The sequence below is a fragment of the Arthrobacter sp. Z1-9 genome (assembly GCF_054792695.1).
Genome location: NZ_CP096456.1, coordinates 2,917,654 through 2,944,651, shown reverse-complemented (window position 1 = coordinate 2,944,651; position 26,998 = coordinate 2,917,654). Strand labels below are relative to the sequence as shown.

The window sequence follows — 26,998 nt, the reverse complement described above, 5'->3', positions numbered from 1 at the left end:
TATGGAAGTCTGGCCTGGATCGGCTTATCCCCTTGGCGCCACGTTCAACGGAACCGGCACCAACTTTGCCCTGTTCAGCGAACGCGCCGAAAAAGTTGAACTCTGCCTCTTTGACGATGACGGCAAGGAAACCCGCATCACGCTGGATGAAGTGGACGGGTACGTCTGGCACTGCTACATCCCGCAGGTCCAGCCCGGCCAGAAGTACGGGTACCGCGTCCACGGCCCCTACGATCCTGCTTCAGGAAACCGCTTCAACCCCAACAAGCTCCTGCTGGACCCCTACGCCAAGGCCGTCCATGGGCAGGTGGACTGGGATCCGTCGCTGTTCACGTACAACCTGGGCGAGCCGGACTCCATCAACAACGAGGACTCCGCCAGCCACATGATGCTGGGCGTTGTCATCAACCCGTTCTTCGACTGGGACGGCGACCAGAACCTCCGGATTCCCTACCACCAGTCGGTCATCTACGAGGCCCACGTCAAGGGCCTCACCGAACTGCACCCCGAGATCCCCGAAGAACAGCGCGGCACCTACGCCGGCGTGGCGCACCCCGCGGTCATCTCGCACCTGCAGAAGCTGGGCATCACCGCCATCGAACTCATGCCCGTGCACCAGTTCGTCAATGACGGCACCCTGCAGGACAAGGGCCTGAACAACTACTGGGGCTACAACACCATCGGCTTCTTCGCGCCGCAGAACACCTACAGCTCCACCGGCGATACCGGCCAGCAGGTCCAGGACTTCAAGGCCATGGTCCGTTCACTGCACAAAGCCGGCATCGAGGTCATCCTGGACGTGGTGTACAACCACACCGCCGAAGGCAACCACCTGGGCCCCACGCTGTCCTTCAAGGGCATCGACAACGCCGCCTACTACCGGTTGATGGAGGGCGACGAGAAGCACTACATGGACTACACCGGCACCGGCAACTCCCTGAACGTCCGCCAGCCGCACTCCCTGCAGCTGCTCATGGACTCACTGCGCTACTGGGTGTCCGAAATGCACGTGGACGGCTTCCGGTTCGACCTCGCCTCCACCCTCGCCCGCGAGTTCTACGACGTGGACAAGCTCTCCACCTTCTTCGAACTCATCCAGCAGGACCCGGTGGTTTCCCAGGTCAAGCTCATCGCCGAGCCCTGGGACGTTGGCCCCGGCGGCTACCAGGTGGGCAACTTCCCGCCGCAGTGGACCGAATGGAACGGCAAGTACCGCGACACCGTCCGCGACTTCTGGCGCGGCGAGCCCGCCACACTGGGCGAATTCGCCTCCCGCATCACGGGTTCGGCAGACCTGTACGAGCACTCCGGCCGCCGCCCCGTGGCGTCCATCAACTTCGTGACCGCCCATGACGGCTTCACCCTGGCGGACCTGGTGTCCTACAACGAGAAGCACAACGACGCCAACGGCGAGGGCAACAACGACGGCGAGTCCCACAACCGCTCCTGGAACTGCGGCGTCGAAGGCCCCACGGATGATCCCGAGGTCCTGTCCCTGCGGGCACGCCAGCAGCGAAACTTCATCGCCTCGCTCCTCCTGTCCCAGGGCGTCCCCATGCTCCTGCACGGCGACGAGATGGGACGCACCCAGCAGGGCAACAACAACGGGTACTGCCAGGACTCCGAGCTCACCTGGATCAACTGGGAGACCATTGACCAGCCGCTGGTGGAGTTCACGGCCGCGGTGAACGCCCTGCGCGCGAAACACCCGACCTTCCGCCGCAGCCGGTTCTTCGACGGCCGGCCCGTCCTCCGTGGCGAGGGCGAGCGGCTGCCGGACATCGTATGGCTGGACCCGGACGGCGAAAACATGAAGCCGGAGGCCTGGGACAGCGGGTTTGGCCGGTCCGTGGGTGTTTTCCTGAACGGCGACGGCATCCAGGGCAAGGACACCCGCGGCCGCAGGATCACCGACGTCAACTTCCTGATGTACTTCAACGCGCATGACGACACCGTTAAGTTCACGCTTCCTTCGGACGAATACGCGCCGGCCTGGGACGTCATCATTGATACCGCCGGGCAGAACGCCGACACGGAGCCGGTGGCAGCCGGAGAGCCGCTGCCGGTGGAGGCCAAGTCCTTGGTGGTCCTGCGGGCCCACACTGTTCCCGAGGTGGAGCCGGACCACTCTGTCGCCGCATCGCTGGCTGCACTTACCCAGACCTCCAGCAGCGAGACTGAATCCCTCAGTACGCCTGCTGTGGCCGAACCGGGGAAAACCACGAAGATCGGGGAGCGGAAGGCGACCGGGAAGTGAGGGTCCCGGCATCCACCTACCGTCTGCAGATCCGGCGCAGCTTCACGCTGTTTGACGCTGCCGAAAGGGTCCCGTATCTCAAGGATCTGGGCGTCGACTGGATCTACCTTTCCCCCATCCTGACGGCGGAGCAGGGCTCGGACCACGGCTATGACGTGACCGACCCCTCCGCCGTGGATCCGGACCGGGGCGGCCCGGAAGGCCTGCTGGCCCTGTCCAAGGCAGCCCGCGAGCACGGCATGGGCGTCCTGGTGGACATCGTGCCCAACCACGTGGGCGTGGCCACCCCGGCGCAGAACCCGTGGTGGTGGTCGCTGTTGAAGGAAGGGCAGGCGTCGCCGTACGCCGAAGCCTTCGACGTCGAATGGGAACTGGCCGGCGGAAAAATCCGGCTGCCCATGCTCGGCTCCGGTGACGACCTGGACAAGCTGGAGGTCAAGGACGGCGAACTCCGCTACTACGACCACCGGTTCCCGATCGCCGAAGGGACGTATTCCGACGGCGACACCCCGCAGGAGGTCCACAGCCGCCAGCACTACGAGCTGATCGACTGGCGCCGCGCCGACGCAGAACTGAACTACCGGCGCTTCTTCGCCGTCACCACGCTGGCCGGGATCCGGGTGGAAACCCCCCGCGTCTTCGAGGAAGCCCACGCCGAAGTAGGCCGCTGGTTCCGCGAAGGACTAGTGGACGGGCTCCGGGTGGACCACCCCGATGGACTCGCCGATCCCGCAGGCTACCTTCGCTGGCTGAAGGACCTCAGCGGTGGAGCGTACATTCTGGTGGAAAAGATCCTGGAGCCGGGCGAAGCCCTGCCCCAGGACTTCGCCACCGAGGGCACCACCGGCTACGACGCGCTTGCTGATGTGGACCGGGTCTTCATTGATCCGGCGGGCCAGCAGGCCCTTGATGACCTGGACGCCAAGCTGCGGGGCTCTGCGGTTCCCGCTGACTACGCCGAGATGATCCGGGGCACCAAGCGGATGATCGCGGACGGCATCCTGAGGTCCGAGGTGCTGCGCCTGGCCCGCCTAGTTCCGGAGTCCCACGGGATCCCCGTGGAACAGGCTGCCGATGCCATCGCGGAAATCATCGCGGCCTTCCCGGTATACCGGTCGTACCTGCCCACCGGTGCCGACATCCTCAAGGAAGCCTGCGAGTCCGCGGCGGCCCACCGGCCCGAGCTGGAGGTTGCCGTCGGCACCCTGCTGCCGCTGCTCCTCGACCCGGCCAACCCCATCGCGGTCCGCTTCCAGCAGACCTCGGGCATGGTGATGGCCAAGGGCGTCGAGGACACGGCGTTCTACCGCTACACCCGGCTGGGCACGTTGACGGAAGTGGGAGCCGAGCCGACGGAGTTCGCTGTGCCGCCCGAGGAGTTCCACCGCCGGATGCTTCGGCGCCAGGAGGAACTGCCGCTTTCGATGACCACCATGTCCACGCACGACACCAAGCGCAGCGAGGATGCCCGGGCCCGAATTTCGGTCATCGCCGAACTGCCGCAGGAGTGGATGGCCACGCTGAACACTCTTCGCGAGCTTGCCCCGATTCCGGACGGGCCCTACGAGAACCTGCTCTGGCAGGCCATCGTCGGCGCCTGGCCGGCGAGCAGGGAACGGCTCCAGGGCTACGCGGAAAAGGCAGCCCGCGAGGCCGGCAATTCCACCAAGTGGACAGACCCGGACGAAGAATTCGAGTCCCACGTCAAGGCGGCGGTGGATGCAGCGTTCGACGACCAGCGGGTCACCACGGTGGTGGAGGACTTCGTGGCACGGATTGATTCCTACGCCGCGTCCAACTCGGTTTCCGCCAAACTGGTCCAGCTGACAATGCCCGGCGTCCCGGACGTCTACCAAGGCAGCGAGTTCTGGGAAAGGTCCCTGACCGACCCCGACAACCGGCGGCCGGTGGACTTTGGGCTCCGGCAGCAGGAGCTGGCAAAGCTCGACGCCGGTCAGTTGCCTGACGCGGGCACCGAAACCAGCAAGCTCCTGGTCACCTCCCGGGCGCTCCGGCTCCGCCGCGACCGGCCCGCACTGTTTCAGGGCTACACCCCGGTTGCCGCCTCGGGCGCCGCCGCAGAACACCTGCTCGCGTTCCACCGTGGCGCGGACGGGGCTCCCGGAGCCCTGACACTGGCCACCCGGCTTCCCGCCGGCCTGGCGGCCGACGGCGGATGGCGGGACACCGCCGTCGAACTCCCCGTCGCTGTACGGGACGAGCTCACCGGTGCCGGGTACGGGCCGGGCGCCGTTTCGGTGGCTGACGTGCTGGGTACCTACCCGGTGGCTTTGCTCGTACCGGTGGATGGAGAAAAGGCATGACCCTCGTCAATGTTGGGCCCGAGCGTTTCGACGTCTGGGCTCCCGACGCCAGTTCCGTGATCCTGGTGGCCAACGGCCGGCAGTATCCGATGCTGAAGAAGGAGACGGCGCCCGGATCGGAGGGTTGGTGGACTGCACCCGACGCTCCTGGCGACGGTGACGTGGACTACGGCTACCTGCTGGACGGGGACGGCCAGCCCGTCCCCGATCCGCGGTCGCGGCGGCTGCCCGATGGTGTTCATCAGCTTTCCAGGACCTTCGACCCCGCCGCGCATGCCTGGCAGGACGGCGGCTGGAAGGGGAAGGACCTGCAGGGTTCGGTGATCTACGAACTCCACGTGGGCACCTTCACCCCGGAAGGCACTTTGGACGCCGCAGCCGGGAAGCTGGGTTACCTGGCGGACCTCGGCATCGACTTCGTGGAGCTGCTGCCCGTCAACGGCTTTAACGGCACCCACAACTGGGGCTATGACGGCGTGCAGTGGTACGCAGTCCACGAAGGCTACGGCGGGCCTGCCGCCTACCAGCGCTTTGTGGACGCGGCGCATGCCGCGGGCCTCGGCGTCATTCAGGACGTGGTGTACAACCACCTCGGACCCAGCGGTAACTACCTGCCCAAGTTCGGCCCCTACCTGAAGCAGGGGGACGCCAACACCTGGGGCGACTCTGTCAACCTGGACGGCCCCGGCTCAGATGTGGTGCGCGAGTACATCCTGGACAACGCTGCGCTCTGGCTCCGGGATTATCACGTGGACGGGCTCCGCCTGGATGCTGTGCACGCGCTGCGCGATGAGCGTGCCGTGCACATCCTGGAGGAGTTCGGTGCCTTGGGCGATGCCGTCTCGGCTGAGACTGGGCTGCCCAAAACGCTTATTGCCGAGTCGGACCTGAACAACCCGCGCCTGCTCTACCCGCGGGACGCCAATGGCTACGGGCTCGCCGGGCAGTGGAGCGATGACTTCCACCATGCGGTCCACGTGAGCGTCAGCGGCGAGACCACCGGGTACTACGAGGACTTTCAGTCCCTGGCTGTGTTGGCGAAGGTCCTGAAGGACGGCTTCCTGCACGACGGCAGCTACTCCAGCTTCCGCGGCCGGCACCATGGCAGGCCCATCAATGCCGCCCTGGCTCACCCTGCCGCCCTGGTGGTGTGCAACCAGAACCACGACCAAATCGGCAACCGGGCCACGGGGGACAGGCTTTCGCAGTCGTTGTCCTACGGGCAGCTGGCAGTGGCCGCCGTCCTGACCCTGACGTCGCCGTTTACGCCCATGCTGTTTATGGGCGAGGAGTTTGCGGCGAGCACGCCCTGGCAGTTCTTCACCTCGCATCCGGAACCGGAGCTGGGCAAGGCGACCGCCGAGGGCCGCATCAAGGAGTTTGAGCGCATGGGGTGGGACCCCGCCGTCGTGCCTGACCCCCAGGATCCGGAAACCTTCCGCCGCTCCAAGCTGAACTGGAACGAAGCCGACGGCGGCGACCACGCGCGGCTCCTGGAGCTCTACCGCTCCCTGACTGCCCTGCGCCGGGAGCACTCCGAGCTCGCCGGGCTTGGCTTTGGGGAGACGAACGTGACGTTCGACGACGACGCCGGCTGGCTGCGTTTCCGCCGCGGCAGCGTTGAGGTACTGCTGAACCTGTCGGACGGCAAGGCCCGGCTGGAGGGCGTTTCCGGGTCGGTCCTGCTGACAACGGACGAGGGAACCGGCCTTGACGGCGAAGCCCTCGCTCTGGCTCCCTGGAGCGCCGCAATCCTGAAGTCCTGACTATTTAGGGCGAACGTTACGTCGCGGGCTGTTGTCAGCCCGCGGCGTAACTTTTCTGCCTTGAGCTGTAGCGCCGGTCACAACTGGCAGGATGGAACGTATGACTTATTCCGCGGCGGACAACCGCTACGACTCCATGCCCTACCGCCGCGTCGGCCGCAGCGGACTGAAACTCCCGGCGATCTCGCTCGGCCTGTGGCACAACTTCGGCGACGACAAGCGCTTTGACGAACAGCGCGCGATTCTTCGCCGTGCCTTCGACCTGGGCGTCAACCACTTTGACCTCGCCAACAATTACGGCCCGCCGGACGGCTCGGCTGAAACGAACTTCGGCCGCCACCTCAAGGACGACTTCAAGCCCTACCGGGACGAACTCGTCATCTCCACCAAGGCCGGCTACTACATGTGGCCGGGCCCCTACGGTGAATGGGGCTCCCGCAAATACCTGATCTCCAGCCTGGACCAGTCGCTGCAGCGGATGGGCCTGGACTACGTGGACATCTTCTACAGCCACCGGCCGGACCCCGAGACCCCGCTGGAAGAAACCATGGGCGCCCTGGATTACGCAGTGCGGTCGGGCAAGGCGCTGTATGCCGGCATCTCCTCCTACACTCCGGAGCAGACCCTGGAAGCGGCCCGGATCCTGAAGGACCTCGGCACGCCGCTGCTGATCCATCAGCCCAGCTACTCCATGCTGAACCGGTGGACCGAAAACGGCAGCCCCAACCTGTACGAGGCACTCGACGAGGTGGGCGCCGGCTCCATCGCCTTCTCGCCGCTGGCGCAGGGCATGCTCACCAACCGCTACCTCAACGGTGTTCCTGCTGATTCGCGTGCGGCCAAGGCGCGCTTCCTGTCCGAGGACGCCATTACGGACGAAAAGCTGCACCGGATCCGTGGACTGCACGACATCGCCGAGGGCCGCGGGCAGTCGCTGGCACAAATGGCGGTCGCCTGGATCCTGCGGGACCAGCCGAAGGGTTCACCCGTGTCGTCCGCACTGATCGGTGCCTCGAGCGTCAGCCAGCTGGAAGACACCCTGTCCGCCATCAACAACCTCGGGTTCAGCGAGGACGAGTTGAATGCCATCGACGAGTTCGCAGTCGAATCGGACATCAACCTCTGGAAGCAGCCCGTCTAGTTACTTTGCCGTCATCCCGCAGAGTGGGACAGGGGAACAAGTCCTTGCCCCACTCTGTTGGGTATTATGAAAAGGCGCCGCGTGGCGCCGTACCTGCCGGCCGCCGTCGTACTTCCCCGAAGCGCCGGCCGACGTTTGTCCTCAAAGGAGTTCCGTGTCTTCACATCCGATTCGTGTTGCAATTGTCGGCGTAGGAAACTGCGCCGCTTCGCTGGTCCAGGGCGTCCACTACTACAAGGACGCTGACCCCAAGGCCACGATTCCGGGCCTGATGCACGTTGAGTTCGGCCAGTATCACGTGGGTGACGTCGAGTTCGTCGCCGCGTTCGACGTTGACGGCAAGAAGGTCGGCGTTGACCTCGCCGATGCGATCCTGGCAAGCGAAAACAACACCATCAAGATCGCTGAAGTGCCGCCCACCGGCGTCACGGTGCAGCGCGGCCACACCCTCGACGGGCTCGGCAAGTACTACCTCGAGACCATCGAGCAGTCCCACGAAGAGCCGGTGGACGTTGTCCAGGCGCTCAAGGACGCCAAGGTCGACGTTATGGTGTGCTACCTGCCGGTCGGCTCCCAGGAAGCTGCCGAGTTCTACGCCCAGTGCGCCATCGACGCCGGCGTCGCCTTCGTGAACGCCCTGCCGGTGTTTATCGCCGGTACCAAGGCGTGGGCAGACAAGTTCACCGCAGCCGGTGTGCCGATCGTGGGCGACGACATCAAGAGCCAGATCGGTGCCACCATCACGCACCGTGTGATGGCCAAACTCTTCGAAGACCGTGGCGTGACCCTGGACCGCACGTACCAGCTGAACGTCGGCGGCAACATGGACTTCAAGAACATGCTCGAGCGCGACCGCCTGGAATCCAAGAAGATTTCCAAGACCCAGGCTGTTACGTCAAACGTCGAGGCTGAGCTGGCCGCCAAGGACGTCCACATCGGCCCGTCCGACTACGTCCAGTGGCTTGATGACCGCAAGTGGGCCTTCGTCCGCCTTGAAGGCCGCAACTTTGGTGACGCTCCCGTTTCGCTTGAGTACAAGCTGGAAGTCTGGGATTCACCCAACTCCGCCGGTGTCATCATCGACGCCATCCGCGCCGCCAAGATCGGCCTGGACCGCGGCATCGGCGGCCCGCTGCTCTCGGCATCGAGCTACTTCATGAAGTCCCCGCCGGAGCAGTTCAACGATGACCTCGCCCGCGAAAAGGTGGAAGCCTTCATCCGCGGAGACCTCGAGCGCTAAACCCCGAATTACTGCAGTTGCCCTATCACTTTTGGTCCGCAAACCCCTGGTTTGGGAACTACAAGTGATAGGGCAATTGGCTTTTAAGCGACCCGGAGTGCCAGCCTTACCTGGTTCGTGGCACGCCGGAAGTCCTGGGCCAGGTCATCCGCGTTGAACTTGAAGTACCGCCAGCCCGCCGAGTTGAAGGCTTCGTCCCGCCGATTGTCCCTGGACTGCTGTTCCCGCGTCAGGTGGTGGCCCCCGTCGTACTGGATAGCGATGCGGTGCCGCCGGTATCCCATGTCAGCGGCAGGGGAATAGTTATCACCGGGCTTGACCCGCAATTGCAGTTCAGGCTCGGGAAGACCGGCCTCAATTAGGGCAAGACGCAGGAGAGTTTCAGGGGCGGAGTCAGCGCCGGCACGGATCAATAACGTCGCCTCGCGGGCTTTGACAATCCCCTTCATCTTGGGGTGCCGGTTTAGCATGCAGCGCAACTGCTCCACTGTGTTCCAGGGCTCTGTTCGTTCTTCTATGCCGTTTCGTGGTTGTCGGACCAATTGGTCACCCACAGCAACCACATCCCGCAGAGGTAAGGAGGTTGCCAAATCCAGCCATGTCCGTGCCGGGGTGGATATGCGGATGCCTTCAAAGACGGTGATTTCGTCGTCGAAAGCTAAGACGGTGTGGCCGACAACACCTTCCCGCCGCACTTGTGGCAGTACTTTTGGTTTGCTGAGGTGCATAACTCTGGAGCCCTGCAGCCAGCCCGGAAGCCAGAGTCCCCACAACGCTGCTGCCGTTGTGTGTGAGATCCATGCCCCAGGAGTTGCGGCGGAAAGTGCGCGGGCCAGCCCGGCACGTTCGAATTCCCAACCAGCGGGCATATAGAGCAGGCGGCCGGCGGATGCCAGATCAGACGAACGCAGCCGACCGGTGCTCAGGCTCGCTGCCTTCGCCTCATGGACCGTGAACGGGACCGAAGAAAGGTGGGCGGGCAAAGGCGCGGGAGGCTGCATGTGGACCATTGTTACCCGGACCCAAGCGCGGCCGCGGAAGATATCCACAGGCCTCGTTTGCTCTATCAGCTTTGGTTCTCAAAACCCCCGTATGACCGCCAAAACTGATAGGTCAAGGGTGGTGGGGCGTTGGGTCAGGCGAGGCCCACGGGGTTGCCGGCGTCGTCTACGTCCATGCGCATGGCGGCCGGAGCGGCAGGCAGTCCGGGCATGGTCATCACCGCTCCGGTGAGCGCCACGATGAAGCCTGCGCCCGTCTTGGGCAGGAGGTCGCGAACGTGGATGGTGAACCCTTTGGGGGCGCCCAGGCGGGAGGCGTCGTCGGTGAACGAATACTGGGTCTTGGCCATGCAGACCGGGAGGCCGCCCCAGCCGTTCCGCTCGATGTCGGCCAGCCTTTTCAGGGCGGGGACGGAAAAGTCCACCCCGTCGGCACCGTAGATCTCCTGGGCGATGGTCCGGATCTTGTCCTCCACCGGCAGCCCCAACGCGTACAGGTGCCGGAAGTTGTTCGGCCCCGCCACCGCCTTCGCCACAAGGGCCGCAAGCTCATCCCCGCCATCACCACCGCCGCCGCGCCCCCAGACATCAGCGACGGCGGCAGGTACTCCCTCCGCCGCACACCACGCCAGCAGCCAGTCGAGTTCCTCGGCGGAGTCGGAAGCAAACCTGTTGATGGCCACCACGGGTTGCACCCCGAACTTCTCCACGTTCCGGACATGCCTGCGCAGGTTTGCCACCCCGGCCTCAAGCGCGGGTATGTTCGGCTCGGTGAGCTGGCCTTTGGCCACCCCTCCCTGCATTTTTACAGCCCGCACTGTTGCCACCACCACGACGGCGGAGGGCGCCAGGCCGCCCGTCCGCGCCTTGATGTTCATGAACTTCTCGGCCCCCAGATCGGCGCCAAAGCCCGCCTCCGTGACCACGATGTCAGCAAGTCGCCGGGCCGTCTGGGTGGCTATCAGGGAGTTGCAGCCGTGGGCGATGTTGGCGAATGGGCCGCCGTGGATCAGGGCCGGGGTGCCGGCGATGGTCTGCACCAGGTTCGGCTTGATGGCTTCCTTCAGAAGGAGGGTCAGCGCACCTTGCACCCCGAGATCGGCCACGGTGACGGGCGAACGGTCGAAGGTGTAGCCGAACGTGATCCGGCCCAAGCGCTCGCGGAGGTCCGCCAAATCCGTGGCCAGGCAGAAGACCGCCATGATCTCCGATGCCACCGTAATATCGAACCCGTCCTGGCGGGGGACTCCCTGCGTCGGCCCGCCCAGTCCGATGACCACCTCCCGCAGTGCCCGGTCGTTCATGTCCAGTACCCGTTTGAAGGTCATGCGCCGGGGGTCGATGTTGAGTTCATTGCCCCGGTAGATGTGGTTGTCCACGAGCGCCATTAGGGCATTGTTCGCGGACGTCACGGCGTGGAAGTCGCCGGTGAAGTGCAGGTTGATCTCGTCCATCGGCAACACCTGCGAGTACCCGCCGCCGGTGGCCCCACCCTTCATGCCCAGGACCGGCCCCAGGGACGGCTCCCGCAGGGCGATCATCACCCGGTGCCCGGCACGTGCCAGGGAATCGGCAAGTCCTACCGTGGTAGTGGACTTCCCCTCACCGGCCGGCGTGGGGGACATCGCCGAAACCAGGACAACCTTCCCCTGCGGCGGCGGTGCATCCAGCCGCGCGGGGTCGATCTTCGCCTTGTACCGCCCGTACAGTTCCACCGCCTCCAGGTTGATTCCCGCCGCCGCAGCGATTTCCTCGACCGGCCGGATCCGTGCCGCGCGGGCGATCTCGAGGTCACTCGGGGTAGTAGACATCTTTGTCCTTTGCTGGAGCGGATGGGATCAGGAGGCGGGAACCGCGGTCAGGGGCTTGCTTGCATGGTTCTCGACGGCGGCGTGGTAGCTTTCGAGCGTGATGGCGGCAGTGCGCTGCCACCCCGAGTTCTGGGCACGGATGGCGGCTGCCCGCCCCATGTCTTCGCGGGTAGCGGGGTCGTCGTACAGCGCCTCCAGCGCATCCGCCCAGTCCGAAGCGTGGTGGCCATCCACCAGGAGGCCCGTCCTGCCGTCGAAAACGGCCCTCGACAGTCCGCCGACGCGCGTTGCCACCACCGGAGTGCCGCAGGCCTGGGCCTCAAGCGCCACCAGCCCGAAGGACTCGCTGTAGGAGGGCATCACCACCACGTCGGCCGCACGAAACCAGGCCGCCAGCTCCGGTGCCTTCACCGGCGGAAGCTGCGTGACGACGTCGTCCATCCCCGCCTCAGCCACCAGCCGCCGGAGGTTGAATTCCTTGTTCCCGCTCAAGGAGCCCAGGATGGTGAGCCGCAGGTTGATGTCCGGCCGCCGGTGCCGAAGCAGGGCAGCCGCCTTCACCAGGATCTGGGGCCCTTTCAGCCGCTGGATCCGGCCCGCGAATACCAGGTGGAAAGTCTCGGGGCTGATGTCCCGCTCCTTCCGCGACCTGGCCCGGAAGGCTGGAGTGAAAGTGCTGAGGTCAACCCCGGGCGGGGCGATGTCTATCCGGTCATACGACGCGCCGTAGTGCGACACCAGCTCGGCCGCCTCCGCGCTGGTGTTGGCAATCAGCCGCGCGGCCGCGTCCACGATGCGGTGCTCACCCAGTTCGCGGCGGCGCGGTTCAGGTTGTTCGCCGGATTCGAGCAGCAGGTTCTTGACCTTGGCCATGGTGTGCATGGTGTGGACCAGCGGCACGCCCCAAAGCCTGGAAAGCTCCAGGCCGGCGATTCCGGATACCCAGTAATGCGAATGGATGACGTCGTAGCGGCCGTGCGGCTGCCGCTGCCGGATCTGCTCGATTTCTTCCACCATGTGATGGAGAAGGCCGGGAAGCTCTTCCTTGGGGATCTTCTTGGCGGGCCCGGCCATGACGTTGTGGACGCAGACCCCCGGGTCGGGGTGCTCGACGGCGGGCTGGCCGGCGGAGGTGGAACGGGTGAAGATCTCCACTTCCACGCCGGCCTCGGCCAGGGCGGAGGCCAGTTCGCGGATGTAGACGTTCATTCCGCCGGCATCGCCGGAGCCCGGCTGCTCCATGGGGGAGGTGTGGAGGGACAGTAAAGCCACCCTGCGGACCGGTGCCACGGGACCTCCTTCCGGCTCCCGGCGCAGGTTAACGCGCCGGGTCAGTGCTGGGCATTCGATAAAACACTACTCCTGTGTCAACGTGTACCGCCGCGCCACATCTTTCCCAGTGCCGGAAACGCCTGCTCGTAGCCGGCCAGCAGGGCCGCGGCGGGTTCTTCGGACCCCACCAGCGGATGCCGCGCGAACGCCTGCAGCGCGGCGTCCCGGTCACCTTCCACAGCAGCCCGGACCGTCAGCCGCTCCACGTCCTTCACCCGGCGAAGGAGACTGAGCTGTTCCGGCGGGGGAGGCTGCTGCGCCAGCGGCAGCGCGCCGTCGGCGGACACCGTGCAGGGAAGTTCGACGACGGCGTCGGCCGGCAGTCCCGGGATGGCAGCTTTGGGGGCGGCTGGCTGAGCGTCGGCCGGCTCGGCAGAAGTTGGTACCGCTTCTGTTGGCAAAGTGTTGCGGGTGTTCAGGATCAGCTGCGCGTCCCCGGAACCCGACAGGGCACGCATGGCCGCCAGCGCGACCCGCTCGTACCCGCCGCCGGCAAGGTCTTCCTCGTTGCGGCGTTCATCCTTCCCGCGGGCCTCGGCCAGGTAGCCCTCCTCACGGGACCGGCGCGCAGCCTCCCACAGCGTGAAGGCCTCACCGCCCGCCGCGGCCAGCCGCGGATACAGCTCCTGCTGCTGGCTGTGGATCGACTCTCCCCGGGTTTCAGGCATGGCACGCATCGCGTCCCGGGCGGCGTCCTGCTGGTAGTAGTAATACAGGTACTCGTTGGGAAGGGCACGGAGGCGGGCCAGGAAGGGCTGGGGAAACAGCCGGCCCTCCTCGAAGGACTGAAGGGCCTGGGGATCCGACAGCAGCGCGGGCAGGACGTCCCGTCCGCCGGACTCGAGCCGGTACAGCCAGCCCAGATGGTTCAGGCCGTAGTAGCCCACGCCGTCGAGCGTTCCTTCCTGCAGGGTGACGCCGGCGGCACGAGCGGCGCGGTGCACCAGGCCGCCCGCGGAGTCGCAGATCCCGATAACGCGCGGGCCAAGGATTGGCAGCAGCGCCTCGGTGACCATGCCGGCGGGGTTGGTGAAGTTGATCAGCCACGCGTCCGGGCTGTGTTCCTTCATCAGCCGGGCCAGGTGGAGCATGTGCGGGATGGTCCGGAGCGCGTAGGAGATGCCGCCGGCCCCGGTTGTCTCCTGCCCCAGCAGGCCCAGGTGCTGCGCCACTTTTTCATCGGCTACGCGTCCGGCGGTGCCGCCGGGGCGGATGGCGGCAAAAACCATCTGCGTTCCCGCCAATGCCTCCGGCAGGTTGGTGGTGGGATGGACGGGCAGGCGGGGACCTGGTCCCGAAGGCATGCTGCGCAGTACTGCTGTCACGGCGGCTAGGCGGGAAAGGTCGACGTCGAACAGCACCAGTTCGGTGACTACCCCGGTGAAGGGCCCGGAGACCAGCGCACGGTAAATCAACGGAACCCGAAAACCCCCACCGCCGACAATCAACAGCCGCATACCCAGCAGTCTAGGCTGAGTCTCCTGGATGGCCGATGCCTGGATGGCCCGCGGTGTTGGCCGGAAGACAAACGCCTGCCGCCCCTTCCTGTGGAAAGGGCGGCAGGCGCCAGGGTGCTAAATGCTTATGGGGTTCAGCCGACGCGGGTGTAACTGATTACTGTTTCACCCAGGGGAGCCGAGTGAAGCGTCACGTACGTGCCCTGGGCTTTGTTGGCACCGCCGGGTAGGACGCCGGGCAGCGAAACGTAGTTTCCCTCGGCGCGGACTGAAACGTCGCGGCCGGCCGGGAGGGTGACGTAGCTGCCTCCACGCGGTGTGCTGTTCCGGAGGGTCTCTTGGGTTTCTCGGGCTGCGGTCAGTTCGGATTGCAAAGTCATGGTGTCTCCTGCTTGTTGGGGGGTGCTGGCGTTGCCGATGCTGGTGGGGTACGGCCTGGGCGCCATTGGGGAGGTGGGGCAGGCGCAGGCGTGGCTAGCCAGACATGGCGGCCGTCTGCCGAGGCGCTCGGGGTTCTACCCTGCGGCACCACCAAAGGGATTCGGCCGGCCTGCCCTTAATGCTACGGAACTAATCTGACCAACTCATAATAAGGTGGGCGATCTCACGGGTTGCCGTGTCAGCCCCGTGAGGATGACCGCAGCCCCCCCGTCTCCTAGGCGCGGGTGTCCACAGCACGTGCGGCGGCCCCTACCGTATGTCTGTGGCAGGGCGTAGTGTGCGGCACATGGAGGCGATACCAGCACACCCGTTCGACCCCCTGGCTACCGTCCGCTCGCCCTCGGAGCCAGGATTCGACGTGCTGCTGGCCGGAACGGTGTTCCAGGACATCATCTTCACCGGCCTGCCGCACGGTCCGGAACCGGGCACGGAAATCTGGAGCGACGGCATGGGCAGCTGCCCGGGCGGGGTTGCTAACCAGGCCATCGCTGCGGCCCGGCTGGGCCTGCGCACTGGCTTGGCGGCGGCGTTCGGCGATGACGGCTACGGCGATTTCAACTGGAAGATCCTGTCCGGCCAGGAGCATGTGGACCTGAGCCTGTCACGGAAGATTCCGGGCTGGCATTCGCCGGTGACGGTCTCCCTGTGCGTGGACAAGGACCGGTCCCTGGTGACCCACGGCCATGCCGCACCGGTGACGGCGTCGGAACTCATCGGGGACCCGCCACCCGCGCTGGCGGGCATCGCCGAAGTGGGGCTGGAAGTTGAGCCGTGGGCCAGGGCGGCGCACCAGGCGGGGGTGAAGCTGTTCGGGGACGTCGGGTGGGATCCCAGCGGCGTCTGGGCGCCGGTCAGGCTGGACAACCTGCAGTACTTCCATGCGTTCCTGCCCAACCAGCGGGAGGCGATGGCGTTCACGGGCAAGGATGATCCATGGACCGCCCTTTACGCGCTGGCCGACCGCGTGCCGGTTGCCGTGGTGACCCTCGGGCCTCAGGGCGCCATGGCGGTCGACTCCGAAACGGGCGAGGAGGAGTGGGTGCCTTCACTGCCCGTCAAGGCTTTCGATCCTACCGGCGCCGGTGACTGCTTCGACGCCGCCTTCATCGTTGGGAGCCTAGCCGGCTGGCCGCTGGGAAACAGGCTGCGTTTCGCCAACCTTTGTGCTTCGCTCGCGGTGCAGGAAGTGGGAGGTTCCCTTGCAGCCCCGGGCTGGGGCGACATCGCCGACTGGTGGAAACGCGCCAACGCCAGGCCGGAACGGCAGACCAGCCAATGGCTGCGTCGCTTCTCGTTCCTGGCGGACATCGTCCAGGACGTGCCGCTGGCCGCCCAGCGCAGGGCATCAGCCACCATCGCGCACCTCTCGGACGCGTAATTATTCGGCCCGAAGCGCCAGCACTAGAATCACTAAGGTGACTTACCCCGCTACAACCGGTGATTTCGACGATGCCCCGGCAGACCCCCGCCACGAACGGTCCGCCGTGATCGACCTTGACGCAATCCGGCACAATGTCCGCCGGCTTGCCGCTGCGGCCTCTCCGGCCGAAGTCATGGCGGTGGTCAAAGCCGACGCCTACGGGCACGGCGCGGTTCCGGTGGCGCGGGCGGCCCTGGAAGCAGGCGCCTCTTGGCTGGGGGTTGCGCACGTCTCCGAGGCGCTGGCCCTGCGCGCGGCCGGGATCGATGCTCCGCTGCTCGCCTGGCTGCACACCACGGAAAGTAACTTTGGCGCGGCGGTGGCTGCCGGCGTCGACATCGGATGCTCCGGCTGGGAACTTGAGCACATTGTTGCGGCGGCCCGGGAGCAGGAGCGCCCGGCCCGCGTCCACTTGAAGGTGGACACCGGCCTGGGACGCAACGGTGCCACGCTTGATACCTGGGACCAACTCGTGGGCGAAGCCGTGGAATACCAGGATCAGGGACTGCTGCGCGTCGTGGGGATCTTCTCCCACCTGGCGGTCGCAGATGAGCCGGAGCGGCCGGAGACCGACCAGCAGCTTGCCGCGTTCCGCGAGGTACTTGCTGTTGCCGAGGACGCCGGCGTGGACCCCGAGGTCCGGCATCTCGCCAATACGCCGGCAACTCTGTCCCGGCCCGACACCCACTTCGACCTGGTCCGCGTGGGCCTGGGAATTTACGGGCTGTCGCCCTTCGCCGGGCAGACCTCGGCCGAGCTGGGCCTCCGCCCGGCCATGACCCTGCGGACGCTTGTGTCCCAATGCAAGGAAGTGCCGGCCGGGCAAGGCGTCTCCTACGGCCTCCGCTACCGCACCAGCGGCCGCAGCACGCTGGGCCTGATCCCGATGGGTTACGCCGACGGAGTGCCGCGCATCGCCACCGGCGGCCCCGTCCGGGTGGCCGGTACCACCTACCCCGTGGTGGGACGGATCGCCATGGACCAGATGGTCATCGACCTCGGCCGCATGGGCCCTGCCGGCGTGGACCTCCTGGGCGCCGAAGCCGAACTGTTCGGGGACGGCGCCGAGGGCGGCCCCACTGCCGATGACTGGGCCCGCGCGGCCGGAACCATCAATTACGAGATCGTCACCAGGATCAGCCCCCGCGTACCCCGCCGCTTCATCAACGAACAGGAGCCGCCCGCCGTCGAGCAGGCCGCGGAGGGTGACGCGTGAGCGCGCCCGCCCCTGAATCCGGGGACGCTGGCGGGGTTCGCCCCAACTGGGAAATAACGTTGACGGCGACGACGGCGGACCAGACCCATGCGCTCGCCGCACGTCTTGCGTCGGTCCTAGACGCCGGGGACCTGCTGGTGCTGTCCGGCGAGCTGGGTGCCGGGAAAACCACGTTCACGCAAGGTCTGGGGGAGGGACTGGGCGTCCGCGCGGGCATCATTTCCCCCACATTCGTCCTGGTCCGCATCCATCCCAACCTGTCGGAGGGACCCCGTCCCGGCGGACCGGACCTGGTCCATGTTGATGCGTACCGCCTGGGGTCGGCCGCCGAAATAGACGACATCGATCTCGAGAACACCCTCGACTCCTCCGTAACGGTGGTGGAGTGGGGCCATGACCGGGTGGAGCACCTGAGCGAGAGCCGGTTGGAAATCGACCTGCACCGTGCCATGGGGCTGGACGTTACTGGATTTGGTGCTACGGATCATGATTCCGGCACCACCGACGGCGGCACTCTGGATTTCGAGGACGAGGACACGGACGAGCCCCGGACCATTGTGATGCGCGGGTATGGTCCCCGCTGGCCTGTTGTTCCCGAGCCCGTCAGAACCTTTGAAGGGAAAGCCTGATGCTCATCCTCGCCATCGACACCAGTGCCGTGGCCAGCGCGGCACTGGTTTCAGACGACGCCCTCGAAGGCGTGGTGGCCAGCTTTTCCACCGAGGACACCCGCAGCCACGCCGAGGTGCTCGCGCCCGGAATCGAACAGCTCCTGGCCGACGCCGGAGTCAGCGGCAGCGATATTGATGCCCTGGTGGTGGGCGTGGGCCCCGGCCCGTTCACCGGGCTGCGGTCGGGAATCGCCACAGCGCGCACCCTGTCCTTCGTCTGGGGCAAACCCCTCCATGGGCTGATGAGCCTGGACGCCGTTGCTTTGGAAGTCGCCGAGTCCACCGCCGCCGCCCCCGAGTTCCTGGTGGTGACGGACGCGCGGCGCAAAGAGGTCTACTGGGCGCGCTACCGCCTCGCCGAAGGCCAGCTTCCCGTGCTGGAGGACGGCCCGCATGTTGGCTTCGCCGCGGACCTGCCGGACCTGCCGGCCTATGGTGCAGGCGCCGGGCTGTATGCAGAGACCCTGAAGGCGGACCCGGAGTTTGCAGCCGAACAGCCGGATGCCCTCTACCTGGGCCAGTTCGCCCTGGCCAGGCTCGCAGGCGGCGGTAAGCTCCTGGATTCCACCCCCTTGTACCTCCGCGAATCAGACGCGCAGGTCCCCGGACCCAGGAAGAGGGCGCTGTGATTACCGCCCCGGACATCAGCAGCCATGGCGTCTCCGTGCGCGGGATGACCCCCGAGGACGTGATTGCCGTCAGCGTCCTGGAACAGCGGCTTTTCCCCGTGGATGCCTGGCCCCTGCAGATGTTCTACGACGAGCTGTCCCAGCCGGAGACCCGCCAATATCTGGTGGCGGAGAGCAGCACCGGCATTGTGGGCTACGCCGGGCTGATGTGCATCGAACCCATCGCCGACGTGCAGACCATCGCCGTCGTCCCGGAATACGAAGGCCGCGGCATCGGCACCACGCTGCTGACCCGCCTCATCGAGGAGGCGCGCAGCAGGCACGCGGCGGACCTCCTGCTGGAGGTCCGTGCCGACAATCCCCGCGCCCAGCAGCTCTACCGGCGCTTCGGCTTCGAACAGATCCACATCCGGCCTCGCTACTATCGCGACGGCGTGGACGCCCTCATCATGCGGCTCCAGCTTGCCGGCAAGGCTTGCGAAGGAGACGACACCTCAACGGAAGCAGACCAGCCATGAACCGCTCGCAGCCATTGGTGCTGGGCATCGAATCGTCCTGCGACGAGACGGGGGTGGGCCTTGTCCGGGGGACCACCCTCCTGACCAACACGGTGTCCTCGTCGATGGATGAGCATGTCCGGTTCGGCGGGGTCATCCCGGAAATTGCTTCACGCGCGCACCTCGACGCCTTCGTGCCCACCCTCGAGCAGTCGCTGTCCGACGCCGGGGTGGGCCTGGACGACGTGGATGCGATCGCCGTCACTTCCGGCCCCGGCCTGGCCGGCGCCCTGATGGTGGGGGTCTGCGCCGCGAAGGCGCTGGCCGTGGCTACCGGCAAGCCGTTGTATGCCATCAACCACCTCGTGGCGCACGTGGGCGTGGGGCTGCTGGACGGTAAGGAAGGGCAGGCGCCGCGGCTGCCCGAAAACCTTGGCGCCCTGCTGGTGTCCGGCGGGCACACCGAGATCCTGAAAATCAACAGCATCACCGACGACGTGGTCCTGCTCGGCTCCACCATCGACGACGCCGCCGGCGAAGCCTACGACAAGGTGGCCCGCATCCTGGGGCTGGGCTACCCCGGCGGGCCCGCCATCGACAAGGTGGCCCGCACCGGCAACCCCAAGTCCATTCGCTTCCCCCGCGGCCTCAGCCAGCCCAAGTACATGGGAACAGCCGAAGAGCCGGGCCCGCACCGCTACGACTGGTCCTTCAGCGGGCTCAAGACCGCGGTGGCCCGGTGCGTTGAACAGTTCGAGGCCCGCGATCAGGAAGTCCCGGTGGCCGACATCGCGGCCGCGTTCCAGGAAGCCGTGGTGGACATCATCTCCTCCAAGGCCGTACTGGCCTGCCGGGAGCACGGCATCAAGGACGTGCTGCTCGGCGGCGGGGTGGCGGCAAACTCGCGCCTGCGCGAGCTGACGGGCCAGCGCTGCGCCTCCGCCGGAATCAGGCTGCATGTGCCGCCGCTGGAGCTGTGCACCGACAACGGCGCCATGGTGGCGGCGCTGGGCGCGCAATTGGTGATGGCGGGGGTAAAGCCGAGCGGAATCCGCTTCGCCCCTGATTCCTCGCTGCCGGTCACAAGCGTGTCGCTCCCCGCCTGAACTCCACTTGACCTATCAGTTTTGGTTCCCAAAACACGCGTTTGGGGACCAAAACTGATAGGTCAACGCAATATAAATCAGGCGGTGGGGCCGTTGCGCATCTGCTTGACCAGATCCAGGACCACGGCCTGGAGGTCCCCGCCGTGCTCCTCGGCTACCCGGCGCTGGCGCTGGTAGCCGGCGCCGCGGCGGATGATCTTTTCGACGTCGGCGAGCTCGTCCTGGCAGCCCAGCTTGGCTGCCACGGGCTCCAGCCGGTTCAGGGTCTCCAGCAGGTGCTCGGTGACCAGTTGCTCCTTGCCGGCGGCATCCAGGATGATGATGGCGTCCATGCCGTAGCGGGCTGCCCGCCACTTGTTCTCCTGGACGTGCCACGGCGGCATGGTGGGAATGGTTCCGCCGTTGTCCAGGGTGGTGGAAAACTCGTCCACCAGGCACTGGGTGAGCGCGGCAATGGCGCCCACTTCCTCCAGCGTGGCCAGGCCGTCGCAGATGCGCATCTCGATGGTGCCAAGGTTCGGTACCGGCCGGATGTCCCACCGGATTTCCGAGAGGGTGTCGATCACGCCGGTGGTGAACATGTCCTGCACATAGGACTCGTATTCCCCCCACGAGTTGAACTGGAAGGGCAGGCCGGCCGTGGGCAGCTGCTGGAACATCAGGGCCCGCTGTGATGCGTAGCCAGTGTCCTCGCCGCCCCAGAAAGGGCTCGACGCCGAGAGCGCCTGGAAGTGCGGGAAGTAGTTGACCAGCCCGTCCAGCACCGGAAGCGCCTTCTCGCGGCGGTCCAGCCCCACGTGGACGTGCACGCCGTAGATGACCATCTGGCGGCCCCACCACTGGGTGCGGTCAATAAGTTTTGCGTAGCGGGCCTTGTCCGTCACGGGCTGCAGCTGCGGCGGGCTGAACGGGTGGCTTCCGGCGCAGAACAGCTCCACGCCCATCGGATCGGTGATTTCCCGGACGGCGGCGAGGGACCGGGTGAGGTCCTCCTTCGCCTGACCCGCGGTTTCGCAGATGCCGGTGACCAGCTCCACGGTGTTCAGCAGCAGTTCCTGCTTGATGTGCGGGTGCTCGTCATCTTCGTTGAGTTCCGGGTGGCGGGACGCCACGCCACGGAGTACCTCGTTGGCTACGGAGGCGAGCTCGCCGGTCCGGCCGTCCACCAGCGCGAGTTCCCATTCAACACCGAGGGTTGACTGCCTCGAAGAAGCGAAGTCAATCTTCACACGTATCCTCACTGTCCGGTTTGCCGCTGAGCACGTCGCTGACAGGCTGCTGCTGGCAGGCGCACGGGTGTTTCAAGTCTAGTGCAGGGGTAGCATCGTATTGATGGCCCCGTTCCAACACCTGCGTGACAGTTTTCACAAATCCTTCCCCGTCCTGGCCGCAGCATCCGCGGCCGTGGCACTTGCCTCCTGTACCGCCGCTCCTGCTCCTGCCCGGCAGGCGTCACCCTCGACGCCGGCCGCACCTTCCGCATCACCGAGCACGACGCCGTCACCCGCCACCGCTTCCCCCTCACCTGCCGTGACTCCCGACCCCGGTTCCCGGCCGCTGGGGTGGGGCCCCCAGCAGCGGGACCAGGACGCCGCAGCCGCTGCCGTGGCGGCGATGTCGCCGGAACAGAAGGCCGGACAGGTCCTCCTTCCGTTCTTCACCGGGACTGACGCACAGGCCCATGCGGCCGTCGTCGAACGCCTGCACCTTGCCGGGTCCATCATCATGGGCGACAACGTGCCGTTGGATCCGCAGGGGAGAGTGGACCTCGCCGCCATGGCCGCGGTCAATCAGCGGCTGGCAACGGCGGCAACAGCTGACGGCAGGCCTTGGCCGGGAATGATCGGTGTGGACCAGGAGGGCGGGATAGTGGCGCGCCTGAATGCGCCGCTGACGGAGTGGCCGGCCCCCATGAGCTACGGCGCCGCAGGCAGCCCAGCCTTGACCAAGGAGGCCGGGCAGGGGCTCGCCGGAGAACTGGTGCCTCTCGGTTTCAACACCGACTTTGCCCCGGATACCGATGTGACCATCGGGCCGGCGGATCCCACCATCGGTGCCCGGTCCATGTCGGCGGACCCTGACGCGGCTGCCACCCTCGGAGTGGCCTTCGCCCAGGGAATGCTGGCCGCGGGCGTCCTTCCCACCGTCAAGCACTTCCCCGGGCACGGGTCCGTGACCACTGATTCCCACCTGAACCTTCCCACGCAGCCGGCCACCCTGCCGGAACTGGCCGCCCGCGACTGGAAGCCCTTCCAGGCCGCCATCGCGGCCGGAGCGCCGATGGTAATGACCGGCCACATAGCAGTGCCCGCCTGGGAACCCGGAGTGCCGGCGTCGCTCTCCCAACCCACGTATGCGGCGCTGCGGGGACTGGGCTTCAAGGGGGTGGCCGTGACTGATGCCCTGAACATGGGGGCAGTGCACAAGCAGTACCCGGCCGGGTCCGCGGCCGTGATGGCCCTTGCCGCGGGGGCCGACCTGCTGCTGATGCCTGCCGACGTCGGCCAAGCCCATGCCGCGATTGTCCACGCTGTGGCCACCGGCAGGCTGCCTGCGGCCCGGCTGGATGAAGCGGCCCTGCGGGTGGCAACCATGATGACCTGGCACGCCCGGACAGCTGCGGGGACCGGCGCCCCAACCGGCGCTCCGGCCGGCAGCGGGGCCGCGCTCGCGGCCAAGGTGTCCGCCGCCGCCGTCACTGTCCTGTCCGGCCACTGCGGCGGTGCCCTGGCGCCCGGTGCCGTCAGGGTCACAGGCGGCAGCCCGGCGGACAGGGCGCGCTTTGCGGATGCTGCGGCGCGTGCCGGCCTCGCCCTCGGCTCCGGACCCCTGGTCAGCCTCATCCCGTACGGCGGACGGCCCGCAGGCGGAGACATCGCGGTCGCCCTCGACGCACCCTGGCCGCTGCAGCACTCCGCGGCCCCGGTCAAGGTGGCGCTCTACGGCCGCAGCCAGGGCGCCTTCGACGCCCTCGCCGCCGTCCTGGCCGGGACGGCGCCGGCACCCGGGAAGCTGCCCGCCGCCGTCGGAAGCTATCCCGCGGGAACCGGCTGCCCCTGATCCCGAGTAGGTAGCGTCAACTGTCGTTTCGGCGGCTCACAACGACAGTTGGCGCTACCCAGTTGGGGGAGTGTGGGTTTAATGGTCAGGTGCCCATTCTGAATAAAGACATGACCCTCTGCATCTCGCTCTCGGCCCGGCCCAGCAACAACGGGACCCGCTTCCACAACCACCTGTACGAGCAGCTGGACCTGAACTGGATCTACAAGGCGTTCGCCCCCACCAACCTGGAGCAGGCCATCGCCGGAGTCAGGGGGCTGGGCATCCGCGGGTGCGCCATCTCCATGCCATACAAGGAGGACGTCATTGCCCTCGTGGACGACATGGATCCCTCGGCCAAGGCCATCGACTCTGTGAACACCATCGTGAATACCGACGGACGCCTGGTGGCCTACAACACCGACTACACAGCGATCGAACAGCTGCTGGCCTCCAACTCCGTGCCCACCAGCTCCTCGGTCCTGGTGCAGGGTGCGGGCGGCATGGCCAAGGCCACCGTCGCCGCGCTGCGTGATGCCGGGTTCTCTGATGTCACGGTCCTTGCCCGGAACGAGACCACCGGGCGGGCGCTCGCCGAGCAGTACGGCTTCCAGTGGCGTCCGGCGCTCGACGGCGGGACGGCAGACCTGATCATCAACGTGACCCCTATTGGTATGGCAGGGGGTGCCGAAGCGGACAGCCTGGCGTTCCCGCAGCAAACCATCGACGCCGCGCAGGTTGTTTTCGACGTGGTTGCCCTGCCGGCCGAAACCCCGCTGATCAAGGCGGCGCGGGCTTCCGGGAAACCGGTCATCACCGGAGCAGAGGTGGCCACGATCCAGGCGCTGGAGCAGTTCGTGCTGTACACCGGGGTCCGGCCCACGGCTGGGCAGGTCCGAGCCGCCGAGGAGTTCATGCGCGCCCAGTAGCGCTTTTTAGGCCGGCTCCACCACGATGGCCACCCTGTCCTCCCCGATGCGGGTCAGGACCAGGGTGGCTGTTTTGTTGCCGCCCTTCTTGCTGCCTGCGTTCTTGCCGCCGGGCAGCAACTGTTTGCGGAGTTCCTCAGGAGTGACGGCGGTGCCGCGTTTCTTGATGTCCAGCACTCCGATTCCCTCCGCCTTCACCCACGCCTTGAGCGCCTTGACGTTGTACGGCATCACGTCCAGCACTTTGTAGGCCCGTGCGAAGGGGGTGTCCACCAGCTGCGGTGCGCAGATGTAGGCAATGTGTTCATCCACCAGGTGCCCGCCCAGCTGCAGCGCGACGTCTGCCACCAGCCCCGCGCGGATCACTGCACCGTCCGGCTCGTACAGGTAGCCCTTCACCGGACCCACCTGGGCTGCGGGTCCTGCGCCGAAATCCTCGCCGCTGGTCAGTTCCGCCGCACCTTCGCTACCCAGGACCAGAGCTGCCCTGCGGACTCCGGGCCGCCGGACGGCATTGAACCACAGGGCCACTTCGGTGACATCCCCGGACACTGAAACCCACTGGGCTTCGCAGTCCGCGGGTACCGAATCATGCGGCATCCCCGGTCCCATTTTGACGCCGACCGCCCGGCCGGAGGCCGCCAGGGACTGGACAAAGGACAGCGGCGGCGAAAAGGCTTCGGGGTCCCAGATGCGCTTGGTTCCGGAGGTGGAGGTGACCCGCCGCGCAGGATCCAGCCAGACGCCGTCGATCCCGTCCAGCGGAACGGCGGTGGCATCTGCATGGACCACGGTGGCGTTGGGGAAGGGGATGAGGTTCACCGTGGCGCAGGCGGCGGTGGTCTCGTCCATTTCCACCGCCGTCACGGTGATGTCCATCGACGCCAGCGCCAGTGAGTCCGCGGCCAGGCCGCAGCCCAGGTCCGCCACGTGCTTGATCCCGGCCTCGGCAAACCGCTGGGCGTGCCGGGCGGCCACGTTCAGCCTGGTTGCCTGCTCCAGGCCGGCCTGGGTGAACAGCATGCTCCGGGCGAATTCACCGAACTTGGCTTCGGCCCTGGTGCGGAGCCTGGACTGGGTCAGGACGGCCGAGACCATGGCGGGGGAGTGCCCGGCCTTGCGCAGGGCGGAGTTCAGTTCGAACGACGTGTCCTCCTGGTAGGGCCCCAAAGACGCCAAAAGGTCCCATCCCTCGGGGGTGAGCAGCGGCGCGATCTGGTCCTGGGGAGCGTGAGACATGCGTTCCAGCCTAGTGGAGGAGGGTCCGGCGGGATGCGGATAGTGTTGAAAGCATGGAAGAGAGCGCAGGTCCCGAGCAGTCCGGAGAACGAGCCAGGGACAGGGGCCCCGCCAGATTTGCCCGGCCGGCACTGATCGCCGGATCCCTGGTGGCGGTGGTGTGCATCGGGCTCCTGGTGGTGATCTTTTTCCTCGATACGTTCAACGCCACTGTCTACTCTGTGGGCGGTGACGACATCGCCGGTGACACCCAGGAAGCGCGGGACATCCGCGGGCTTTACGCCGGTGCCCGTGCCGGCAGCATCGCCGTTCTGGTTGCTTCCCTGCTGACGGCGGCAGGGGCGGCGGTGGTGCTTTACCGCGGGCGGGGTTCGGCCGCCGGCGAAGGTGAGGGCGGGGAGGACGTCGACTTCGATGACCTGGGACGCTGAGGCGCCTTTCCGCCGGCACTGGTGAGCAACACCCCGGAAATGACTAGGACGCCGCCGATCATCTGCGGCACAGTGACGGACTGACCCAGGGCCACGGTGATGATAGCGGTGAACACCGCGATGAGGTTCAGGTAGTTGCCGGCGTTGGCCGCGGTGGTCCGCTTCAGGGCAAGGTTCCAGAGCAGGTAGGAACCCAGTGAAGGAAACAGTGCGATGAACGCCAGGGACCAGCCCTCCGAAGGGGTCCCCGGCAGGCCGGCGCCCGTCACGAGGGCGAGCGGGGTCAGGACCACGGCCGCCATCGCCACCTGAACTGCCGTGGAGGTGATGGCGGGGATGCTCAGCCTGCGGGCGATGATCGTGTACAGCCCCCAGACGGTGATGGCCCCAAGGATCAGCAGCTCGCCCCTATTGATGGAAAACGTCAGCAGGCGCTGCAGCTCGCCGCCGGTGAGCACCAGCAGGACTCCGAGGAGGCCCAGGCCGATCCCCACCCAGCTCAGCGGGCGCGGCCTGTCCCGGAGGAGGACCACGGCCAGCACCATGATCAGCGCCGGGTTCGCGGCCGTCACCAGGGACGCGTTCAGGGCAGAGGTGTTCTGCAGGGCGCTGTAGAGCAACAGGGTGTAGCCGCTCATGCCCAGGGAACTCAGGAGCAGCAGGACCGGCCAGCGGCGCAGGACAGCCCGCCAGTCCGGCCGCTCCACCGCATGGGCCAGTACCAGCAACGGCACGGCGGCCAGCACCCACCGCCAGAACGTCAGCTGGAGCGGCTCCATGGTCTTCATGGCGGCCTGGCCGACCACAAAATTTCCGGCCCAGAAAAGGTTGGCAAGGATCAGGTAAACGGCAGCTCGCACCGCTCAAATGTACATGCGGGAAGTTCGCGAATGACGAAACGCTGGCACTCGCCTTGACCGAGTGCTAACCCTTACATAGAGTCTTCATTAGCACTCTCCCTAGGAGGGTGCTAACACATGAAGAGCTGCCAGCCAGGCTGCTGCCGGCACCGCGACGACGGTTTGCCAGCCACGGCGGAAAGCTTTCCAGT

General features: G+C 66.6%; 22 protein-coding genes. 14 read left to right on the top strand and 8 right to left on the bottom strand.

All coding sequences use genetic code 11. The annotated features are described in order from the left end of the window. The first annotated feature begins 1 nt into the window (after position 1). The 5 genes from glgX to M1D93_RS13560 all read left to right on the top strand — a co-directional run bounded on the left by glgX (position 2) and on the right by M1D93_RS13560 (position 8,728). Positions 2 to 2,257: a glycogen debranching protein GlgX gene (gene glgX, locus M1D93_RS13580; RefSeq protein WP_461172035.1), complete on the top strand. Its 2,256-nt coding sequence runs from the start codon at positions 2 to 4 to the stop codon at positions 2,255 to 2,257. Beyond that, positions 2,254 to 4,581 carry a malto-oligosyltrehalose synthase gene (gene treY, locus M1D93_RS13575; protein ID WP_461172034.1) on the top strand — a complete coding sequence of 776 codons (2,328 nt, stop codon included), beginning with the start codon at positions 2,254 to 2,256 and terminating at the stop codon, positions 4,579 to 4,581. The genes glgX and treY overlap by 4 nt, the downstream gene beginning before the upstream one ends. Continuing rightward, positions 4,578 to 6,347, top strand: coding sequence for a malto-oligosyltrehalose trehalohydrolase (treZ, locus tag M1D93_RS13570; RefSeq protein WP_461172033.1), 1,770 nt, complete (start codon positions 4,578 to 4,580; stop codon positions 6,345 to 6,347). Before treY ends, treZ begins: the two co-directional genes overlap by 4 nt. Before the next feature lie 100 nt (positions 6,348 to 6,447). Continuing rightward, positions 6,448 to 7,488 carry an L-glyceraldehyde 3-phosphate reductase gene (gene mgrA / locus M1D93_RS13565; protein WP_461172032.1) on the top strand — a complete coding sequence of 347 codons (1,041 nt, stop codon included), beginning with the start codon at positions 6,448 to 6,450 and terminating at the stop codon, positions 7,486 to 7,488. A gap of 154 nt (positions 7,489 to 7,642) precedes the next feature. Next, positions 7,643 to 8,728: an inositol-3-phosphate synthase gene (locus M1D93_RS13560; RefSeq protein WP_461172031.1), complete on the top strand. Its 1,086-nt coding sequence runs from the start codon at positions 7,643 to 7,645 to the stop codon at positions 8,726 to 8,728. 83 nt (positions 8,729 to 8,811) lie between these two features. On the opposite strand, the gene M1D93_RS13555 is transcribed toward M1D93_RS13560, so the two are convergent. The 5 genes from M1D93_RS13555 to M1D93_RS13535 all read right to left on the bottom strand — a co-directional run bounded on the left by M1D93_RS13555 (position 8,812) and on the right by M1D93_RS13535 (position 14,709). After that, the gene (locus tag M1D93_RS13555) at positions 8,812 to 9,729 is read right to left on the bottom strand and encodes a DUF559 domain-containing protein (RefSeq protein ID WP_461172030.1); all 918 of its coding nucleotides are present in this window, start codon (positions 9,727 to 9,729) and stop codon (positions 8,812 to 8,814) included. Between the two features lie 134 nt (positions 9,730 to 9,863). After that, positions 9,864 to 11,540, bottom strand: a complete 1,677-nt coding sequence (locus M1D93_RS13550) for a formate--tetrahydrofolate ligase (protein WP_461172029.1) — start codon at positions 11,538 to 11,540, stop codon at positions 9,864 to 9,866. 27 nt (positions 11,541 to 11,567) lie between these two features. Further along, positions 11,568 to 12,830 carry a D-inositol-3-phosphate glycosyltransferase gene (gene mshA, locus M1D93_RS13545; RefSeq protein WP_461172028.1) on the bottom strand — a complete coding sequence of 421 codons (1,263 nt, stop codon included), beginning with the start codon at positions 12,828 to 12,830 and terminating at the stop codon, positions 11,568 to 11,570. 77 nt (positions 12,831 to 12,907) lie between these two features. Beyond that, entirely contained in the window at positions 12,908 to 14,329 is a 1,422-nt protein-coding gene (locus M1D93_RS13540; protein WP_461172027.1) for a family 4 glycosyl hydrolase, read from the bottom strand. 134 nt (positions 14,330 to 14,463) lie between these two features. Further along, on the bottom strand, positions 14,464 to 14,709 hold the full coding sequence (locus tag M1D93_RS13535; protein WP_461172026.1) for a hypothetical protein: 246 nt from the start codon (positions 14,707 to 14,709) through the stop codon (positions 14,464 to 14,466). A gap of 347 nt (positions 14,710 to 15,056) precedes the next feature. On the opposite strand from M1D93_RS13535, the gene M1D93_RS13530 reads away from it, so the two are divergent. From M1D93_RS13530 to tsaD, 6 genes are read left to right on the top strand one after another with little or no spacing between them, the layout of a single operon-like run. Then, on the top strand, positions 15,057 to 16,148 hold the full coding sequence (locus M1D93_RS13530) for a carbohydrate kinase family protein (protein WP_461172025.1): 1,092 nt from the start codon (positions 15,057 to 15,059) through the stop codon (positions 16,146 to 16,148). A gap of 37 nt (positions 16,149 to 16,185) precedes the next feature. Next, positions 16,186 to 17,406, top strand: coding sequence for an alanine racemase (gene alr / locus M1D93_RS13525; RefSeq protein ID WP_461172024.1), 1,221 nt, complete (start codon positions 16,186 to 16,188; stop codon positions 17,404 to 17,406). Beyond that, positions 17,403 to 18,035 carry a tRNA (adenosine(37)-N6)-threonylcarbamoyltransferase complex ATPase subunit type 1 TsaE gene (tsaE, locus tag M1D93_RS13520; RefSeq protein WP_461172023.1) on the top strand — a complete coding sequence of 211 codons (633 nt, stop codon included), beginning with the start codon at positions 17,403 to 17,405 and terminating at the stop codon, positions 18,033 to 18,035. The genes alr and tsaE overlap by 4 nt, the downstream gene beginning before the upstream one ends. Further along, entirely contained in the window at positions 18,035 to 18,706 is a 672-nt protein-coding gene (gene tsaB / locus M1D93_RS13515; RefSeq protein ID WP_461172022.1) for a tRNA (adenosine(37)-N6)-threonylcarbamoyltransferase complex dimerization subunit type 1 TsaB, read from the top strand. Before tsaE ends, tsaB begins: the two co-directional genes overlap by 1 nt. Positions 18,707 to 18,750: 44 nt before the next feature. After that, positions 18,751 to 19,224, top strand: coding sequence for a ribosomal protein S18-alanine N-acetyltransferase (gene rimI / locus M1D93_RS13510; protein ID WP_461175021.1), 474 nt, complete (start codon positions 18,751 to 18,753; stop codon positions 19,222 to 19,224). Next, complete coding sequence (tsaD, locus tag M1D93_RS13505) at positions 19,221 to 20,309, top strand: tRNA (adenosine(37)-N6)-threonylcarbamoyltransferase complex transferase subunit TsaD (RefSeq protein ID WP_461172021.1); 1,089 nt, start codon at positions 19,221 to 19,223, stop codon at positions 20,307 to 20,309. The genes rimI and tsaD overlap by 4 nt, the downstream gene beginning before the upstream one ends. A gap of 77 nt (positions 20,310 to 20,386) precedes the next feature. On the opposite strand, the gene M1D93_RS13500 is transcribed toward tsaD, so the two are convergent. Then, the gene (locus M1D93_RS13500; RefSeq protein WP_461172020.1) at positions 20,387 to 21,538 is read right to left on the bottom strand and encodes a glutamate--cysteine ligase; all 1,152 of its coding nucleotides are present in this window, start codon (positions 21,536 to 21,538) and stop codon (positions 20,387 to 20,389) included. A 385-nt stretch (positions 21,539 to 21,923) separates the two neighbouring features. On the opposite strand from M1D93_RS13500, the gene M1D93_RS13495 reads away from it, so the two are divergent. Both M1D93_RS13495 and M1D93_RS13490 read left to right on the top strand, forming a co-directional pair. Then, entirely contained in the window at positions 21,924 to 23,369 is a 1,446-nt protein-coding gene (locus M1D93_RS13495) for a glycoside hydrolase family 3 N-terminal domain-containing protein (protein ID WP_461175020.1), read from the top strand. 110 nt (positions 23,370 to 23,479) lie between these two features. After that, complete coding sequence (locus M1D93_RS13490; protein WP_461175019.1) at positions 23,480 to 24,277, top strand: shikimate 5-dehydrogenase; 798 nt, start codon at positions 23,480 to 23,482, stop codon at positions 24,275 to 24,277. Between the two features lie 6 nt (positions 24,278 to 24,283). On the opposite strand, the gene M1D93_RS13485 is transcribed toward M1D93_RS13490, so the two are convergent. Then, a complete protein-coding gene (locus tag M1D93_RS13485) occupies positions 24,284 to 25,516 on the bottom strand; it encodes a THUMP-like domain-containing protein (RefSeq protein WP_461172019.1) in 1,233 nt (410 codons plus the stop codon). Positions 25,517 to 25,569: 53 nt separating this feature from the next. Here M1D93_RS13485 and M1D93_RS13480 point away from each other — a divergent pair, with 53 nt between their 5' ends. Beyond that, positions 25,570 to 25,947, top strand: coding sequence for a hypothetical protein (locus tag M1D93_RS13480; protein WP_461172018.1), 378 nt, complete (start codon positions 25,570 to 25,572; stop codon positions 25,945 to 25,947). Here M1D93_RS13480 and M1D93_RS13475 read toward each other — a convergent pair. Next, positions 25,872 to 26,807 carry a DMT family transporter gene (locus M1D93_RS13475; RefSeq protein WP_461172017.1) on the bottom strand — a complete coding sequence of 312 codons (936 nt, stop codon included), beginning with the start codon at positions 26,805 to 26,807 and terminating at the stop codon, positions 25,872 to 25,874. The two genes, M1D93_RS13480 and M1D93_RS13475, sit on opposite strands and share 76 nt — an antisense overlap. Between the last annotated feature and the right edge of the window lie 191 nt (positions 26,808 to 26,998).

What these genes read in the sequence shown, in the direction of transcription:
- glgX (WP_461172035.1), top strand. Translation starts at nt 2, where the DNA reads ATGGAAGTCTGGCCTGGATCGGCTTATCCCCTTGGCGCCACGTTCAAC.
- treZ (WP_461172033.1), top strand. Translation starts at nt 4,578, where the DNA reads ATGACCCTCGTCAATGTTGGGCCCGAGCGTTTCGACGTCTGGGCTCCC.
- mgrA (WP_461172032.1), top strand. Translation starts at nt 6,448, where the DNA reads ATGACTTATTCCGCGGCGGACAACCGCTACGACTCCATGCCCTACCGC.
- M1D93_RS13555 (WP_461172030.1), bottom strand. Translation starts at nt 9,729, where the DNA reads ATGCAGCCTCCCGCGCCTTTGCCCGCCCACCTTTCTTCGGTCCCGTTC.
- M1D93_RS13550 (WP_461172029.1), bottom strand. Translation starts at nt 11,540, where the DNA reads ATGTCTACTACCCCGAGTGACCTCGAGATCGCCCGCGCGGCACGGATC.
- M1D93_RS13540 (WP_461172027.1), bottom strand. Translation starts at nt 14,329, where the DNA reads ATGCGGCTGTTGATTGTCGGCGGTGGGGGTTTTCGGGTTCCGTTGATT.
- M1D93_RS13535 (WP_461172026.1), bottom strand. Translation starts at nt 14,709, where the DNA reads ATGACTTTGCAATCCGAACTGACCGCAGCCCGAGAAACCCAAGAGACC.
- M1D93_RS13530 (WP_461172025.1), top strand. Translation starts at nt 15,057, where the DNA reads ATGGAGGCGATACCAGCACACCCGTTCGACCCCCTGGCTACCGTCCGC.
- tsaB (WP_461172022.1), top strand. Translation starts at nt 18,035, where the DNA reads ATGCTCATCCTCGCCATCGACACCAGTGCCGTGGCCAGCGCGGCACTG.
- rimI (WP_461175021.1), top strand. Translation starts at nt 18,751, where the DNA reads ATGACCCCCGAGGACGTGATTGCCGTCAGCGTCCTGGAACAGCGGCTT.
- tsaD (WP_461172021.1), top strand. Translation starts at nt 19,221, where the DNA reads ATGAACCGCTCGCAGCCATTGGTGCTGGGCATCGAATCGTCCTGCGAC.
- M1D93_RS13495 (WP_461175020.1), top strand. Translation starts at nt 21,924, where the DNA reads ATGTCGCCGGAACAGAAGGCCGGACAGGTCCTCCTTCCGTTCTTCACC.
- M1D93_RS13490 (WP_461175019.1), top strand. Translation starts at nt 23,480, where the DNA reads ATGACCCTCTGCATCTCGCTCTCGGCCCGGCCCAGCAACAACGGGACC.
- M1D93_RS13485 (WP_461172019.1), bottom strand. Translation starts at nt 25,516, where the DNA reads ATGTCTCACGCTCCCCAGGACCAGATCGCGCCGCTGCTCACCCCCGAG.
- M1D93_RS13480 (WP_461172018.1), top strand. Translation starts at nt 25,570, where the DNA reads ATGGAAGAGAGCGCAGGTCCCGAGCAGTCCGGAGAACGAGCCAGGGAC.